General features: G+C 51.1%; 13 protein-coding genes and 1 pseudogene. 2 read left to right on the top strand and 12 right to left on the bottom strand.

Features of this window, described 5'->3' with window-relative positions; translation table 11 throughout:
• Window positions 1–105 precede the first annotated feature (105 nt).
• The 4 genes and pseudogenes from THEAE_RS0108065 to THEAE_RS0108050 form a co-directional block, all read right to left on the bottom strand.
• Window positions 106–618 carry an adenine phosphoribosyltransferase gene (locus THEAE_RS0108065; protein ID WP_028987118.1) on the bottom strand — a complete coding sequence of 171 codons (513 nt, stop codon included), beginning with the start codon at window positions 616–618 and terminating at the stop codon, window positions 106–108.
• On the bottom strand, window positions 618–2,999 hold the full coding sequence (recJ, locus tag THEAE_RS20430; protein WP_039944356.1) for a single-stranded-DNA-specific exonuclease RecJ: 2,382 nt from the start codon (window positions 2,997–2,999) through the stop codon (window positions 618–620). Before recJ ends, THEAE_RS0108065 begins: the two co-directional genes overlap by 1 nt.
• A gap of 116 nt (window positions 3,000–3,115) precedes the next feature.
• A pseudogene (gene secD, locus THEAE_RS23770) lies at window positions 3,116–5,258 on the bottom strand (protein translocase subunit SecD).
• 80 nt (window positions 5,259–5,338) lie between these two features.
• Complete coding sequence (locus THEAE_RS0108050) at window positions 5,339–5,653, bottom strand: post-transcriptional regulator (RefSeq protein WP_245605540.1); 315 nt, start codon at window positions 5,651–5,653, stop codon at window positions 5,339–5,341.
• A gap of 152 nt (window positions 5,654–5,805) precedes the next feature.
• On the opposite strand from THEAE_RS0108050, the gene spoVB reads away from it, so the two are divergent.
• Window positions 5,806–7,371, top strand: a complete 1,566-nt coding sequence (spoVB, locus tag THEAE_RS0108045; protein ID WP_028987116.1) for a stage V sporulation protein B — start codon at window positions 5,806–5,808, stop codon at window positions 7,369–7,371.
• 27 nt (window positions 7,372–7,398) lie between these two features.
• Here spoVB and THEAE_RS0108040 read toward each other — a convergent pair whose 3' ends face one another.
• Together THEAE_RS0108040 and THEAE_RS0108035 are read right to left on the bottom strand one after the other, a co-directional pair.
• Entirely contained in the window at window positions 7,399–8,091 is a 693-nt protein-coding gene (locus THEAE_RS0108040) for a DUF421 domain-containing protein (RefSeq protein ID WP_005582956.1), read from the bottom strand.
• 77 nt (window positions 8,092–8,168) lie between these two features.
• Entirely contained in the window at window positions 8,169–9,536 is a 1,368-nt protein-coding gene (locus THEAE_RS0108035; protein WP_039944355.1) for an ArsB/NhaD family transporter, read from the bottom strand.
• A 110-nt stretch (window positions 9,537–9,646) separates the two neighbouring features.
• On the opposite strand from THEAE_RS0108035, the gene THEAE_RS0108030 reads away from it, so the two are divergent.
• A complete protein-coding gene (locus THEAE_RS0108030; RefSeq protein ID WP_005582954.1) occupies window positions 9,647–10,018 on the top strand; it encodes a TIGR04086 family membrane protein in 372 nt (123 codons plus the stop codon).
• Window positions 10,019–10,049: 31 nt separating this feature from the next.
• On the opposite strand, the gene yajC is transcribed toward THEAE_RS0108030, so the two are convergent.
• The 6 genes from yajC to ruvB form a co-directional block, all read right to left on the bottom strand.
• Complete coding sequence (gene yajC / locus THEAE_RS0108025) at window positions 10,050–10,379, bottom strand: preprotein translocase subunit YajC (RefSeq protein ID WP_005582953.1); 330 nt, start codon at window positions 10,377–10,379, stop codon at window positions 10,050–10,052.
• A gap of 47 nt (window positions 10,380–10,426) precedes the next feature.
• Window positions 10,427–11,563: a tRNA guanosine(34) transglycosylase Tgt gene (tgt, locus tag THEAE_RS0108020; RefSeq protein ID WP_028987115.1), complete on the bottom strand. Its 1,137-nt coding sequence runs from the start codon at window positions 11,561–11,563 to the stop codon at window positions 10,427–10,429.
• Between the two features lie 51 nt (window positions 11,564–11,614).
• The gene (gene queA / locus THEAE_RS0108015) at window positions 11,615–12,649 is read right to left on the bottom strand and encodes a tRNA preQ1(34) S-adenosylmethionine ribosyltransferase-isomerase QueA (protein ID WP_028987114.1); all 1,035 of its coding nucleotides are present in this window, start codon (window positions 12,647–12,649) and stop codon (window positions 11,615–11,617) included.
• 36 nt (window positions 12,650–12,685) lie between these two features.
• Entirely contained in the window at window positions 12,686–14,788 is a 2,103-nt protein-coding gene (locus THEAE_RS0108010; RefSeq protein WP_028987113.1) for a SpoIID/LytB domain-containing protein, read from the bottom strand.
• A gap of 71 nt (window positions 14,789–14,859) precedes the next feature.
• Window positions 14,860–15,081: a DUF2905 domain-containing protein gene (locus THEAE_RS0108005; protein WP_005582950.1), complete on the bottom strand. Its 222-nt coding sequence runs from the start codon at window positions 15,079–15,081 to the stop codon at window positions 14,860–14,862.
• Window positions 15,078–16,034 (bottom strand): Holliday junction branch migration DNA helicase RuvB, encoded by a 957-nt coding sequence (gene ruvB / locus THEAE_RS0108000; protein WP_052330219.1) that lies wholly within the window; start codon window positions 16,032–16,034, stop codon window positions 15,078–15,080. The genes THEAE_RS0108005 and ruvB overlap by 4 nt, the downstream gene beginning before the upstream one ends.
• Window positions 16,035–16,145: the final 111 nt, after the last annotated feature.

Below are 16,145 nucleotides of genomic sequence, written 5' to 3'. Positions count from 1 at the left end.
TTATTTCTCATAAATCTTTATTATTTATCTATTATCTTTAATCTCATACAAAAAGTAAAGGGACAGAAACAAAGTTTCTATCCCTCCAACCGTATCGCCACCTTTTTAATATTTAACCAAAGAAAATACATCCAGATCTCCGAGATTTTTCCTTCCTTCCAGATAGGTCAGTTCGATGAGGAAAGCGGTGCCAACCACATCTCCGCCCAATTTTTTCACCAACTCAACCGTTGATTTAATCGTCCCGCCGGTGGCTAAAAGGTCGTCACAGACGAGAACCTTCTGTCCGGGCTTGATGGCATCCTGATGGATCGCCAGGACATCGATTCCATACTCCTTCTCATACTCTACGGTAACGGTCTCGGCAGGAAGTTTCCCCGACTTTCGGATGGGGACGAAACCCACCCCCAAGGCATAGGCGATGGGCGCTCCGATTACGAATCCCCTGGCTTCCGGTCCTGCGATAAGATCGATATTTAATTTTTCCGCATGCTCCACCATGGCGTCAATCGCTTCTTTGTAAGCTATTCCATCTTTCAGCAGGGTGGTAATATCCTTAAATACGATGCCGGGCTGGGGAAAATCCGGGATAATGCGAATATAATCCTTTAAATTGATCATCCGATACCCTCCTCATATCCAGGATGTCCTACACCCTGGATCAACCATTCTAGAATATTCTGGGGCGTGGAAAAGAGGAGCGCCTCCTCTACGGCGAGGGATTCCTTTAACCATCGGTAAGTAGGGGATTCCTCGAAAGAACGCTTCTTCAGCGTCTCTCCCAGACGTAGGGTTCCTCCCTCCACCCGAACGAGACGAAGCTCGTGGAAGACCTTCAGGATAAAGGTAAGGATCTCCCGGCTAAACCCGTTCCGCATACCAATATCCCATATTTCTCCGTCCAATGCAATCCCTTTTCGCTGATGAAGGATTGAATAAAACCGGATAAACTCCTCCCGGGAAGGTAGACGGCGGGGATAACCCTCCCTCTCCTCCTCCCCGCTTAAAAGCCATAGTTCTTCCATGTTGGGGAAAAGTCGCAAACTCCGCAACGAAGCAAACGTTTCCGGCAGGTCATAAAGAATCACCTGCTTTATCTCCCCGAAGGGAATCACTTCTTGACAAAGGGGTTCTCCTCTCCGGTTCACAGGAATGAGCAAGCCTTTAAACTCTTCCTTTTTCTCTTCCAAGAAAGGACGGTGGCGCTTGTGAAAATAAAGAAGGGCTTGCCGTTTTTTATCGGGAATAGAGAGGAGAATTTCCAGTCGTCGGGAGCTTCCCCGCCGATCAAAGACCTGGATTCCAGGAATCGCGAGATCCTGAATGTAAAATTGCAGCTTCTTCCTCCCGTTCCACTCCTGAATCCCTATTTGCCCTACGAAATGAACCCGGGAAGAGGGGGAAATAAGTGCCTCTTTTTCCCCTTGCCGAAAGGCGATTCCGTCCAGGAAAAAATTGTCCTGCTTAAGCCGCCATTTGAGATGGTCTCCCTCTCTCCCCACCCTACGGATGCTCTCAATCTCCACTCCCCGCAGGAGAAACAAAGGTTCCGGATTTCCGACCCCAAAGGGAGCTAACCGTTCCAATTCCTCGGCGAAGGGAATGGTGAGGTCGGACAGCTTAACCTCCAGGTCGATTCTCGTTTTTGGAAGATAATCTTCCTCCGTAAGGAGCTCTCTCGCCCGTTCACAAAGAAAGCGGCGGAGATCATCAATCCGGTCTTGATGGATGGATAAGCCTGCGGCCATGGTATGCCCTCCGTAACGGAGCAGAAGATCTTTCGCCTCCGTAAGCCCTCTGTAAAGGTCAAATCCGGGAATGGAGCGGGCGGAGCCCTTCGCCACCTTGGTTTGGGGATCGACGGCGAGGACAAAAGCAGGTCGATGAAATCTCTCCACCAGACGGGAGGCGACAATCCCGATCACCCCTTCGTGCCACGCCTCTCCGGAAACAAGGAGGACTTCATCAAATCCTTTCGCCTTTAGGTGGAGAGCCTCTTCCTCCGCTTGTTGGTAGATCTCTTCTACCAGCGCCTGTCTCCTCTGATTCAGCTCCTCCAGCCTCTCCGCCAGTTTGAAAGCCTCCTCCATCTCCGCCGTGGTAAAAAGTTTTAAGGGAAGAGAGGCATCCTCCATCCGTCCCGCTGCATTAATTCGGGGAGCGATGATAAAAGCGACATGACCGGCATCAAGTCGTTTCCCCTGAAGGCCGACCTTTTCCAATAAAGCCAGAAGACCCGGGTGGTCCGCATGGGAAAGAGCTTTTAAGCCTCGGTAAGCAATATATCGATTCTCGCCCAATAAAGGGACTAGATCGGCGATGGTCCCGATCGCGGCCCAAGACCACCACTCCTCGGGAACTTCACCGATCAAGGCCTGAGCCAATTTTAAGGCGACCCCGGCACCGCACAAGGCAGGATGAGGATAGGGGGAATCGGGCCGTTTCGGATTGATCACTGCATAGGCAGCCGGCAATGACCTCGGCGGTTCATGGTGATCGGTGATGATCACATCGATGCCTAACGCCTTCGCTTCCTCTACTTCCGCTACCGCAGAAACCCCCGTATCGACGGTGATAAGAAGGCGTACTCCCTCCCTCCCTGCCTTCCTCACCGCCTCTTTATGAAGACCATACCCTTCCTGAAAACGGTTCGGAATATAGAGGGAGAAATCGGCCCCCAATCTCTTTAAGAGATGATAAAGCAGGGTGGCACTCATCACCCCATCCGTATCATAATCGCCGTAGACCCAGATTTTTTCCCTCTTCTCAACGGCTTTACGGATTCTTTCCTTTCCCTTTATCAGATCCGGAAGAAGATCCGGAGAGGGAGGCGTAAACCTCTCCGGATGGAGAAACGATTCAATCTCTTCCTCTCTCTTTATTCCTCTGATCAGAAGGAGGCGGGCCAAAAGGGGCGAAATCTTAAACTCCCCCGCTACTTTTTGGGCCTCCTCTATTCCCACTTCCTCCAAAACCCATTTCGTTGCTGAAGCAATCATCGTTCCTTCCCCTGTCGTACTTCTGTCGGGCAATTCCTTCCCAGGTTTCTTCAAAATGGGCTAAATTTCAAGCTCCTCTTTACAGGCCGGCACGAAGAGGCTTACCCCTTTCAACCCTAAGCCTCCGGTTTAAGCTTTGCCCTCTTAAGATCCCATTCCTTCCACTGCACCCATAGCTGGCTGGCGATAAAGATGGAGGAATAGGCACCAAAGAAGAGGCCAAAGGTTAACGCCAAGGAGAAGGTAAAGACTCCCGGACCTCCAAAGATCAGAAGAGCCACCGCCCCGAAAAGAACCGTCATGACCGTATTGACGGAACGAACCAACGTCTCCTGGATGCTTCGATTTACCAGGTTCTCCACATCTTCCACTTTTTTGATCTTCATCTTCCGCATGTTTTCTCGAATGCGGTCGAACGTTACAATCGTATCGTTGATGGAATAACCGATGATGGTGAGAAGAGCAACGATAAAGGTAAGATCTACCTCTACCTGAATGAGGGAAAAAATTCCAATCACGATCAGCGTATCATGGAGAAGGGCAAGAACGGAAGAGATCGCGAACCGGTATTCATACCGTATGGTGACGTAAAGGATAATCCCGATCGAGGCGATCAGGACGGAAAGAAGCGCCTTCTGGGCCAACTCCCTGCCCACTTGCGGACTTACCGTGCTCTCATTGAGGGAGACCTGTTTTCCGTATTTCTCGGTAAAAAGGGTTTTTAGCTCGGCAAATTGTTCTTTGGTAATCGTTCCTTTATAGGTGAGGACGGCGGTAAGGTTCTCTCCTTGCCCTGTCATCTGAAAGGAACTCGGGATCATATTTTTAGGCGCGAGGAGATTTCGGATCTCCGCCTCCGTAAATGGTTTGCCGATGAGCACCTCCACCCGACTCCCGCTCGTGAAGTCGACGCTTAGATTAAGACCACGAAATATAAGGGAAATCAAGCCTAATGCGATCAAGGTTAAAGAGAGAATGAAGAAGAGCTTTCTCCTCTTTACGAAATCCCACCGATAGAAAAACGGATTATAGCTCACCGATCTCACTCTCCTTCACGCCGTAATAAAAGGGTTTGTTTAACCAATTGCTCCGCACCAATAAACTCAATAAGATCCGGGATAATCCCACATTGGTCAAGATGCTTAAAACGTTACTTAAGATTAAGATGACCGCAAACCCTTTTATGGCGCTTGTCCCAAAAATAAAGAGAACGATCCCTGCAATAATGGTTGTAATGTTGGCATCCAAGATCGTTAGGAAGCTGCGCCGGGTACCGGCTCGGAAAGAGGAGAGGAGGGTCTTGCCGCTCCGAATTTCATCTTTGATCCGTTCATACGTAATAATGTTGGCATCCACCGCCATTCCCACCCCTAAAATGAAGGCTGCAATGCCTGGGAGTGTAAGCGTGGCTCCCATCAACACCATCGTTAACAGGAGAAGATAGATGTAAACGGTTAAGGTGATGATGGCAACAAACCCTGGAAGGCGATAGAAGAGAAGCATAAAAAGGAGGATGAAGCTCCCGGTAATCATCCCGGCGAAGATCCCCCGCTGCAAAGCCATTTGCCCTAGAGTAGCGCTTACCGAAGTGGAGGAGATCTCATTCAGCTTCACCGGCAAAGCCCCGGCGTTTAGCAAGCCCGCTAATTCCTGAGCGGCTTGAACGCTCTCCTGTCCGGTAATGGTGGCTTCCCCGCCGGGAATGATCGCTTGCACCTTAGGCGCCTGCAGCAGGTTATCATCCAGATAAATTCCGATCTGTTGTCCTAAGTAATCCCGGGTAATCTTTTCGAATTTCCCGGCATCCTTCAGTTTTAACGTAACGAGGGGTTTCCCCAGGTTGTCGAATCCGACGCCCGCTCCCCCCTCTTTCAAGTCGGCACCCGTCATTAACACTTTTCCCGACATGTCACGAAAGGTAAGATTCGCCTCGGTGGCAAGGATTTTACGGGCCTCATCCTGATTGGTCACACCGGCCAATTGGATGCGGATCCGGTCCGGATATTCGATGCTAATATCCGGTTCCGCCACACCTAGGACTGAGATCCTCCGTTCCAGCACATCCTTGGTCTGGGAGAGCAGATCTCCTGTTACCTTTGTCCCTTCCGTAGGCTGCAACTGATAAAGAATTTCAAAGCCGCCCTTTAGATCAAGCCCCAGAGTCACCCCATTCAAAATCGGTTGAAAGGTAAAGCCCATCACCAAAAAGATGAGGAGGGTGAGGAGAAAAAAGAGTACAACTCGGTTCCATTTCACCATATGTAGACACGCTCCTTCTCGATTGCACCCAAACAGTTCTATTATAGGCAGGGTAAAAAAGTATTGTCAAATGAACCTCCCTACTTCCCTTTATACGCATTGATCGTAAGCCAATTCATGAGATCATTCGGCTTTAATGAGAGAATCTGATTGACCAGGCGATGGAGGGGCGGGCTCTCCTTTTTATTCTTTCCTTTCAGGTAGGCCCAAATTTCCTCCTTCTCCACTTTTTCATACCCCATCAAGGTAAGTTCTTCCGACTTCATTTCACAGAGATGGAGAAGTTCTTTGACCACCGATTCCTCCAAGCCGTCCAAGGAGCTATGATCCTCCATTCTCTTTAGGGCTTCCTCCCGACCCAATTGTTGAATCACATCGTTTAGATCAAATCCCACGTTAACCTCCCCCTTTTCCCTCTTTTCCTCTCCATACCCTGCTCCGAACATAAAAAAATCCAGCACGCAACTTCTTCGAAAGAAAAAGAAGTCATGCATCTTCTCCTTGTCCCATATAAGTAAAGATAGATGAGACAGGAAGGAAGAATCGCATGGCCCGCCAAACCTTTTTCCAGGGAGCCCTCATTCTCCTCGCCGCAGGCATGATCAATCGATTGCTCGGTTTTATTCCGAAAGCGGTTTTACCACGGACGATCGGGACAGAAGGTATCGGACTCTACCAAATGGTATTTCCCCTTTTTATCTTTTTTCTCACCATGGCACGCTTCGGGCTCAACGTCTCCCTCTCCAAGGTGGTGGCGGAAGCCTCTGCCGTCGGCGATGCCCGTAAAATCCGCTTCTCACTGATCATGGCGGCGCTTATGGTCCTCATCATCAATCTTCTCCTCATCCCCATCCTCCTCTTCGGAGCGGGTTGGATGGCCCGCTCCTTCTATACCGATGAGAGGGTCTTCTATCCGCTGCTCAGCATGATCCCCGCCATCCCCATCATCGCCCTCTCCACCATTTTGCGAGGATACTTCCAAGGAATCCAGAACATGACGCCTCCTGCCCTCTCTTCCATCGTGGAGAGCTTTTTCCGTATCCTGGCTATGATTCTCCTTTCCTATTATCTATTACCCTATGGACTGGGGATGGCGGCGATGGGACTCATGATCGGGATGGGACTAGGAGAGCTCGCCAGCCTGATCTACCTGCTTTCCCACTTCCGGAAAGCGAGAAGAATCCTGGTTACCTCTTCATATTCCCATTTGTCACGAAACGGTACGGAGCTAAAAAGGAGCTTCTTCGAGCTCTTCAACATCTCACTTCCGGTAACCGCCTCAAGTTTGGTCGGATCTTTCTCCTACGCCGTAGAACCGATCTTGGTCGCCCAGAGCTTAGGCCTGGCAGGTATTGGAGCCGCCATGGCAACAGCCCTCTACGGGGAGCTGAGCGGGCTCGCCATGTTCCTCATCTGGTTTCCCACTACCCTTACCTATTCGCTCTCCGTCTCCCTCGTTCCTGCCGTAGCTGGTGCCTATGCGGAAAAAAAAACAGAACAGATCGGCATGAGGTTAAACCAGACGCTCCGCCTTACCTTCCTGGTCACCACTCCCTTTATCCTCTTCTTTCTCCTTTTTGCCCGGGAACTGACCGACTTCCTCTTTGGGGCCCCCCAAGTGGGGATGCTTCTACAGGTGGTGGCTCCCTTTGCCCCCTTTCTCTATTTCCAAGGACCCCTGGCCGCTGCCTTGCAAGGATTAAATATGGCGCGTGCTTCCTTTTACAATTCCCTTTACGGAGCGATCGTGAAGAGCCTCCTCATCCTCCTGCTCGCCTCCCGCCCCGAACTAAACATCGCAGGAGTAGCACTGGCGATAAACGTCGGGATGATGCTCGTCACCCTTCTTCACTTTTTTAGCCTTCGCATGCGGGTGGAATGGAAAATCCCCTGGAAACCATACGTCCGCATCCTTTTAGCCATTTTAGGAACAGGTGCGTTCAGCCCCTTTCTCCATGATTTTCTCCTGCAGCGCCTGCCGGCGAAAGGAGCACTCCCGCTTACCCTCCTTCTCTCCTTCGTCCTTTACCTGATCCTCCTCTTTCTGGTGCGGGGCATGGAGAGACGGGATCTAGTACGCATGCCTTGGATCGGTAAATGGTTCAGGAATTAATGGGAGGAAGAGATCGCCGGCATACGATTACGTCTGGGGAGGGTCCTTATAATCCACGTAGAGTCGACCATATGGATCAGCGCTGGCGAACATGACCTTCTGGAAATCGGTAGAACCAAAGGGCTTCAGCTGTTGCTTCAACCAGAGGCGGGTTTTCCCTAATTTCTCCAGATTCTCATCCAACACCTCTCCGTCCACGATGACCGGAAGAGGCATGCCCTCCTCTTTCGGAGGAAGTCCCAGGTCGGAGAGGGTAACGGGCATTTTCTCCGGCTTTTTTATGACGCTTAGCTTTCCTGAAGGTTCCAAAAAGGCAAATTCCACGTCGGACAGATTGCTGATGTTCTTCTCCCGCAGCTGTATCAGGAGGTCGTCCATATTATACCGATGGCGGGCCATCTCCCGGTCGTTAATCTTTCCCTTCTCGATGAGAATCGTGCTCTTCCCCTCAACAATCTCCCGAAAGCTCTTGCTCTTTAAAGAAAGGTAAGAAATGAGAATCTGAATGGTCACGAGAAGGAGGATGGGGAAGATCCCTTTGTAAAATTCGAGTTTCGGATCGTCAATGGTAAAAGCGGCAATTTCCGCAATAATGATGGAGACCACCAAGTCAAAGACAGAGAGCTTGCCGATCTCCCGCTTCCCCATGATCCGCATGGAGAACATGATAAAGAAATATAAGATCAAGGTGCGAAACATCATGATCCAAAAATCGTTCATGATCGATCAGCCTCCCCTTTCTTCTTCCCTAGTGTGGGGAGAAGAAAGGGGGGGTATACCCGGAAAAGGCGGGGAAGTTACACCAAAAACGGAAGTAAATAGCGGAAGAAGATGTAGATGGTAGAAAGGATGAGGGCGATGAAGGTGAGGGGAGCCCCGAGCTTTAGGAAATCCATATAACCGAAGCGATGCCCTTCCTTCGCAGCCAGCCCTGCTACGATCACATTGGCGGAGGCTCCAATCAACGTTCCGTTTCCGCCTAAGTCGGCCCCTAAAGCCAGAGACCACCAGAGCACATCGAGAATGGGGGAATCGGGAGGAAGACCCATTCCCATCCCGATATCTTTGATGAGAGGAATCATGGTGGCTACAAAGGGGATATTATCCACCGTGGCCGAGGCGAAACCGGAACCCCACAAGATCAACATGGAGAGAAGGGGAATGGACTCCACCGTGCCCCCCGTCAACTCCAAAGCTCCCCGGGCCAAATCCTGGATCACCCCCGTCTCCACCAAGGCGCCTACCAAGGTGAAAAGACCGGCGAAGAAGAAGATCGTTCCCCACTCGATGGAATGGAAAACATCCTCAATTTCATGCTCCTTCACCCCGATCAGCATAAGGAGCGTCCCCCCCGCCAAGGCGATTACCGAAGTCTCGACATGGATCACCGAGTGAAGGAAAAAACCTGCAATGGTGAGAAAAAGAACGGCTAAAGATTTTAACATCAAGGGACGATTCGTAATATAGCCGGAGGCATCCAGCTTCATCACCTCCGCCTGTCTTTCGGGAGTTACTTTAAGCTTCTTCCGGTAGAAAAGGTAAATTAAGCCGATGGTCACCAATAGAATGAGAAGGACGGGAGGGGTGAGATGAAAGAGAAAGGCATTAAAAGTTAGATGTTTATTTGCCTGTCCGATCATAATGTTGGGAGGATCCCCGATCAGTGTGGCGGTTCCCCCGATATTGGAAGCAAGCACCTCGGCGATAAGAAAGGGAAAAGGATCTACCTTTAGAATCCGGGTAATGGAAAAGGTGACCGGGACGATGAGAAGTACGGTGGTCACATTATCCAGAAAGGCGGAGAAGATCCCGGTGAGGAGAGAGAGGATGAGCAAAATCTTGGCAGGATTCCCCTTTACCATCTGGGCGGAACGGACCGCCAGAAACTGAAAAACGCCTGTCCGGTTCGTAATCCCCACCAGAATCATCATGCCGATCAGGAGCGTGATGGTGTTCCAATCGATATGAATCGTAAAGGCATTTTCAAGAGGAACAATCCCTAAGGCGACGACCAAAACGGCCCCTAAGAGGGCGATCACAGCCCGATGAACTTTTTCGGTAATGATGATGGCATAGGTGATCAAAAAAATAGCAACCGCCATATAAATCTGTCCGGTTGAAGCGGCATGTAAGGTCTCCAAGCAAATGCCCCCTTTTTTGCCCATAAGCTCTTATCCAGTAGATTTCGCAACCGATGCCTAGCATAAATGCCTTTCTTTTCTCATAGATTGTATCAGAAAACGGGACGAACCTGTTCATAAAGGAGAGGGAAAAGATGAGGCAGACCGCAGCCACCCCCGTGTTACACGGGCTTCTTTATATGATCGTCATTCTTTTTGTCGGTTCCTTCATGACCGCTTTGCTCTTGCAGTACACTCCCATCCCGGAAGAGAGATTACCCTATTTTACGTACGGAATCCACCTGGTCGGTACCTTGACAGGAGGATTTGCCGCCGGAAGAAATGCGGAAGGAAAGGGATGGATCTATGGAGGGGTTACCGGCCTCCTCTACGCCCTTCTCCTTTCCTTGGTCGCTTTCCTCGCTTTTGATCAAGGTTTTAGCCCCCGAACTCTGGCCATGTTGCTGGGAGCCTTCGCCAGCTCGGCCATTGGAGGGATCTTTGGGGTAAATTGGAAAAATAGATAACCAGACATAAAAGGGAGAGCCGGCTCCCTCTCTATGCCTTTTCCTTTTCCGATTCCGTCAAAACCGCATTGATCGCCTGTTTATCAAAGGTGAGGCGGACCGAGTCGCTCACCTTCAAAACGACCGTCCGATCGTTCAATTCCACAATGGTGCCATGAAGTCCCCCGATCGTAATCACCTTGTCTCCTTTCTCCAGGTTATTCAGCATACGATTCCGTTCTTTTTGCCGCTTTTGCTGCGGCCGTATCAGAAGGAAATAGAAAAGAACGAACAGAAGAACGATCATTATCAAACTGGAATATTGGGCATAAGCATCTGCAGGATTGGCGGGCGCAGATAAGTAAACGGGTTGATTCCACATGATCTAACCTACTCCTTTCTCCATCTTTTAGAATTTGAAAATCGGGATCAAAACTCACGTTCCGGAGCCTCCGCATTATAGGTGGAAAGAAATTCCTCCCGGAACTGGGTAAGCCGGTCCTCCCAAATCGCCTTTCGGATCTCCTCCATGAGATGAATGAGAAAATATAGATTATGATAAGTCGTTAGGCGAATTCCAAAAATCTCATCTGCTTTAATCAGATGCCGTATGTATGCGCGTGTATAGTTCCGGCATGTATAACATCCGCATTGGGGATCTAAAGGACCAAAATCCTTCGCATACCGCGCATTCCGAATGACAACCCTCCCTTCACGGGTCATAGTGGTTCCATTTCTGGCGATCCGGGTTGGCAAGACACAATCAAAGAGGTCGATCCCCCGAATCACCCCTTCGATCAAGGCATCAGGCGACCCAACCCCCATGAGATATCGAGGTTTATCCTCAGGGATCAGGGGAACCGTTTCTTCCAGAATATGGTACATCACTTCTTTCGGTTCACCTACACTTAATCCTCCCACAGCATACCCGGGAAAGTCAAGTCCAATTAATTGACGGGCGCTCATCTTGCGGAGATCGGGGTAAATCCCCCCCTGGATGATGCCAAAAAGCCCCTGATCCTGGGGGCGAGCATGGGCTTTTAACCCCCGTTCGGCCCATCGGGTCGTCCGTTCCAACGATTTTATCACATACTCTCGCTCCGCAGGATATGGGGGGCACTCATCAAAAGACATGATGATATCGGCGCCCAACTGATTTTGAATCCGGATCGATTTTTCCGGTGAGAGGAAAAGGGGCTCCCCATTTAAATGGGACCTGAACTGGACTCCCTCCTCTTCAATCTGGCGAAGACCGCTTAAGCTAAAGACCTGGAAGCCGCCGCTATCCGTCAAGATGGCGCGATCCCAGTTCATGAAACGGTGAAGCCCCCCTGCCTCCTCCACGATCACCTCTCCGGGGCGAAGCCATAAATGGTACGTATTGCTCAGGACGATTCCTGCTCCCATCTCTTTCAGTTCCTCAGGGCTCATCGTTTTTACCGTGGCCAGCGTCCCTACCGGCATAAAGAGGGGCGTATCGAAAACCCCATGGGGGGTGTGAATCCTGCCTAAGCGAGCCCCTGTCTTCTTATCCTTTTTAATCAATTCATAACGAATGGCCGGCACCTATACATCCTCCTACATCCTTTCCCAAATGAACCGTCATCCAATCCTCCACTAGAGAATGAGCATGGCATCTCCAAAACTAAAGAATCGATACCGCTCCCGGATCGCCTCATGATATGCTTCCAAAATAAACTCCCGACCCGCAAAGGCGCTCACCAACATGATCAAGGTAGACTTGGGCAAATGAAAATTGGTGATGAGGGCATCCACACCCCGGAAGGTATAGCCGGGATAAATGAAGATATCGGTCCATCCCTGATCGCTGATGATCTTCCCATTCGCCTTGCCTGCGATCGTCTCCAGCGTACGTAAGCTGGTTGTTCCTACCGCCACCACCCTTCCACCATTTTCCCGGGCCTCCTGAATGATGGCGGCATTCTCCTGATTTAATTCATAGTGTTCCGCATGCATGGTATGATCCTCAACTTTTTCCACAGAGACGGGGCGAAAGGTACCCAACCCGACATGAAGGGTGAGATAGGCGGTCTTGATTCCTTTTGCCCTTATTCTCTCCAAGATCTCACGGGTAAAATGAAGGCCCGCCGTAGGGGCAGCCGCAGAGCCCTCCTCCCGGGCATAAACGGTCTGATAACGGGAGGGGTCCTCCAACTTCTCGCGAATATATGGCGGCAGGGGGATCTCCCCTAATTTGGCGAGAAGTTCTTGAAAGATCCCTTTATATGAAAAGCGAATCAGGCGGTTCCCTTCCGGTGTAACCTTTTCACAAATTCCTGTCATTTCCGCTTCTTCATTGCCGAAGCGGAGTCTGGTCCCCTCTTTCACCCTCTTCCCGGGGCGAACCAACGTTTCCCAGAGATCTCCTTCGATATTCTTTAAGAGAAGGATCTCAACGACTGCTCCTCCCCCCTCTTTCACCCCATGAAGGCGAGCCGGGAGGACTTTCGTATCGTTCATCACCAGCACATCCCCTCTCCGGAGGAAAGAGGGAAGATCACGAAAATGATGATGGGCGATTTGGCGAGTCTTCCGATCCACCACCATAAGGCGGGAGGAACTCCGCTCCGGCAACGGCCGCTGTGCGATCAGTTCCTCCGGCAGCGAAAAATTAAACAACTCAACATCCATACCGTCCGCCAATCTCCTATTCCAATTTGTTTTTTTTTACCGAAGGGGTGAAAGAACGACTTGATCCGTATAATAGTGTTTCAAGATCTCAAGATAATCATTCCCTTGTTCCGCGAGGGCTTTGGCTCCGTACTGGGACAAGCCTAATCCATGCCCGTACCCATATCCGCGCAAGCGGAAAAGAGGTTCCTTCGAAACGACCCGTAATTCCTTTTCTTTATTATAGAGAATAAACTGATCACCGCTCCGGTTTGGCTCTGCCATGTTCCCTCCTGCTCCGATCGCTGTAAGGGGATGGCTCTCCTCCGGATAAGCAACCTTTTTCCCCCCCGCACCCAAGATCGTATACCTTCCCATCTCCTCGATCTCAAACTTCGTGCTGTCATAACGGGAATCCATCACGTTTCGAAAGAGGGAGCGGTAGCTGTCCGGATATTTCACCTGTACCGGCAACCCATTGGCCATCACTTGGATGACACGGCCGGAAGGTCCTTTGGCCATCACGCTGAGGGATGTGATCGGTTGGGTAAAAGGCATGGATTGAGCGCTTCCTAAGCTGCCGTTGAATGCATTCATCAACTCGATCCCGTCGGCAGGGCCGCCGATCCACGAATAGGCATTGTCTTCCTTCACCGTCTCCAGGATGGTTACATATTCCCCATAGGTAAGTTTTCCGATCACATCATGGCTGGTGCCGGGTCCGGAACGAAAATTTAAGGAATCCGTATTGACCACACCATAGGGAAGGTCGATTCTGTTCTTTTCCTCGGTGGACGTAATATAGTCGGAATGGACATAGCCGATCTGACCGTTCTCCCGGGCGATCCGGTACCACGTGGCCGCTTTCTGCAGCGGCAAGGTATCCGGACTTGAGACAGGACGAAGGTAAGGAACGGGATTCCCCCATACCTCGCTTCCATCGGCGGTCATCCCCCCGGTGTTGGAAGAATAAAGGGCTTCGATCATCTTCCCTTCATACGTAAGGACGAGGCCTGAGGTTTCATTTACCGCTTGGATAATATCTGTTCCTTCCCGCTTTATTCCATAATAGGCCTGATCCAAGGTGGAATCTACCACGTTGGCGATGCCCCATTTATTCCCTCTGCCGACGGCAAAGGTGCGGGCGATGACGGCCTGTGCCTTCAACGCTTCCATGGGCCAGCCTGTAGACATCTCTGCCCCGACCACTCCATAAAGATACTCCTCCAAGGGAAGCTCGTTCACCAAAGCGAGCCGCCCGTTCGAAACCGAAAACTCCATTCTCCCCCGGTATGTATTCCCCTTCTCCTCCACCGTCAAGGCGGCAAGAGAATCGCCGGCTATCGGCTCAGCAATGATCTTCATCCCGGAAGGGTAATAGTAATGGGCTATGCCTGCCCCTTCTCCCTCTCCGATGAAGGGATCCGTCTCCTTGATCACATAGTTCTTGTGGGTAAGGGGAGTAAGCGTGATGCCGGGAAGGGAAGCGGTAAACTCCTGAGAATAGGAGACGAGCTCCGCCTCGGTCCCTTCATTCCCCGCTAAGACCATAAAGGAAGGGTCGGACCCGTTCTTGGGAAGGAGGGCAAGATGGGCATCAAAGCCTGCGTCCTGAATGGCCTTAACGCGGGCTAAAGCCTCCGCCTCTTTGGCAAACAGTCCGGCTTCCCATGCATTCATCCCCAGGATCTCGCCGGAAAGTCCCGTCTGTCCCTGGAGATTCGCCAATAAACTTTGGGCTGACGAAAGGGAGTTGGCTTGCCCTGTTTCCACCCGGTAAACCGGATTGCCACGTCGGGTCACCGTCATGAGCTGCGCGGAAAAACCTGCCTGCTCCAACCTTTGCACCAGATTCTGGGCTTCCCCTGCATTACCCGTCTCCTTTACCAAGATCCGGTATAGATAAGGGCTGAAACGGACCTCTTCCCCCGGACTATGGGAGGCGATCGCAAACCCCGATGAATCCTTAAGGGTAAAACCGTTTGCTCCCGTTAACGTGACCGTCTCTTTCGTATTATGATAGATTGTTGTATCCAGGAATAAAGCGACCCGAATAGTGGGGTTTTCCTTTCCTTGGGCTCCTGCCGATAAAAACGGGAGGATCATCGTGATGAGAAGGGCCAGCACGATGAGGATCACGATCCATTTCCGTATGCGCATTGGGAAAAACCAACTCCTTTCTTGTAAAAACCCCCGGATTCCACCTCACCAGAACACACCCCCATTTCCCCTTACCCTCGAAAGAGGCGAAACAGATAGAAGAGGAGGGAAAGAAGGAGACTAATCAAGATCGAGGTCGCCAGCGGGAAATAAAAGCGAAAATTTTCCTTTTCAATGACAATATCTCCCGGGAGCCTCCCTAAAGGGAGCCATTTCCCCCAAAACTGCCAAATGAACCCCACCAGGATCAAGAGAAGACCTAAGAAAATCAACCCTTTCGACACAGGATTCATGTCTTCGGATACTCCTTTCCAAAGTGACGGTAAGCAAGAGGGGAGGCGACCCTCCCTCTGGGCGTGCGCTGCAGAAAGCCGATCTGCATTAAATAGGGTTCATTCACCTCTTCAATCGTATGGGCCTCCTCGCCAATCGAAGCGGCCAACGTCTCAAGCCCAACCGGCCCTCCCTTATAAAGATCCATAACCGCCGTTAAGATCTTATAATCAACCGCGTCAAGCCCCCTTCGGTCCACCTGGAGTCTCTCCAGGGCGGCATGGGCCACCTCTTGGGTGATTTTCCCTTCCGCCTCCACTTGGGCAAAATCACGCACCCGTTTCAAGAGGCGATTAGCGATGCGGGGGGTCCCCCGGGAACGGGAAGCAATCTCCCGGGCTCCTTCCTGGGTGATCACTACATCCAGGATCTCCGCAGCCCGGAGTATGATATGGACGAGATCTTCCACCTCATAATATTCCAACCTTTGTACCACTCCAAAGCGATCCCTGAGAGGGGAGGAGAGAAGACCGGCCCGGGTCGTCGCCCCGACCAAGGTAAAGCGGGGTAAATCGAGACGGAGGGAACGGGCGGCAGGTCCCTTCCCGATGACGATATCGAGGCAGAAATCCTCCATGCTGGGGTATAATACCTCCTCCACCGCCTTATGGAGGCGATGAATTTCATCGATGAAGAGAATATCTCCCTCTTGGAGATTGGTGAGGATCGCCGCCAAATCCCCCGCCCGTTCGATGGCGGGACCGGAGGTAACCCTGATTTTCGCCCCCATCTCATTGGCGATGATCTGGGAGAGGGTGGTCTTCCCTAACCCGGGAGGGCCGTAAAGGAGAACATGGTCCAGGGGTTCTTTCCTCATCTTCGCCGCTTCGATGAAGATGCGGAGATTCTCCTTCACCTGACGCTGTCCGATATATTCGGAGAGATAACGAGGACGTAGACTAAACTCTTCCATATCCTCCGGCGTATACTGGGCGGTAACAATCCCTTCCTCCACAGGCGCATCCTCCTTCACCTCATATTCTGCCTTCGCAGCACAACGATACGGCACGACTTCAACATCGTC

This window comes from Thermicanus aegyptius DSM 12793 (genome assembly GCF_000510645.1).
Taxonomy (GTDB): domain Bacteria; phylum Bacillota; class Bacilli; order Thermicanales; family Thermicanaceae; genus Thermicanus; species Thermicanus aegyptius.
The sequence above is the reverse complement of the archived record's forward strand: the minus strand, read 5'-3'. Positions and strand labels throughout refer to the sequence as shown.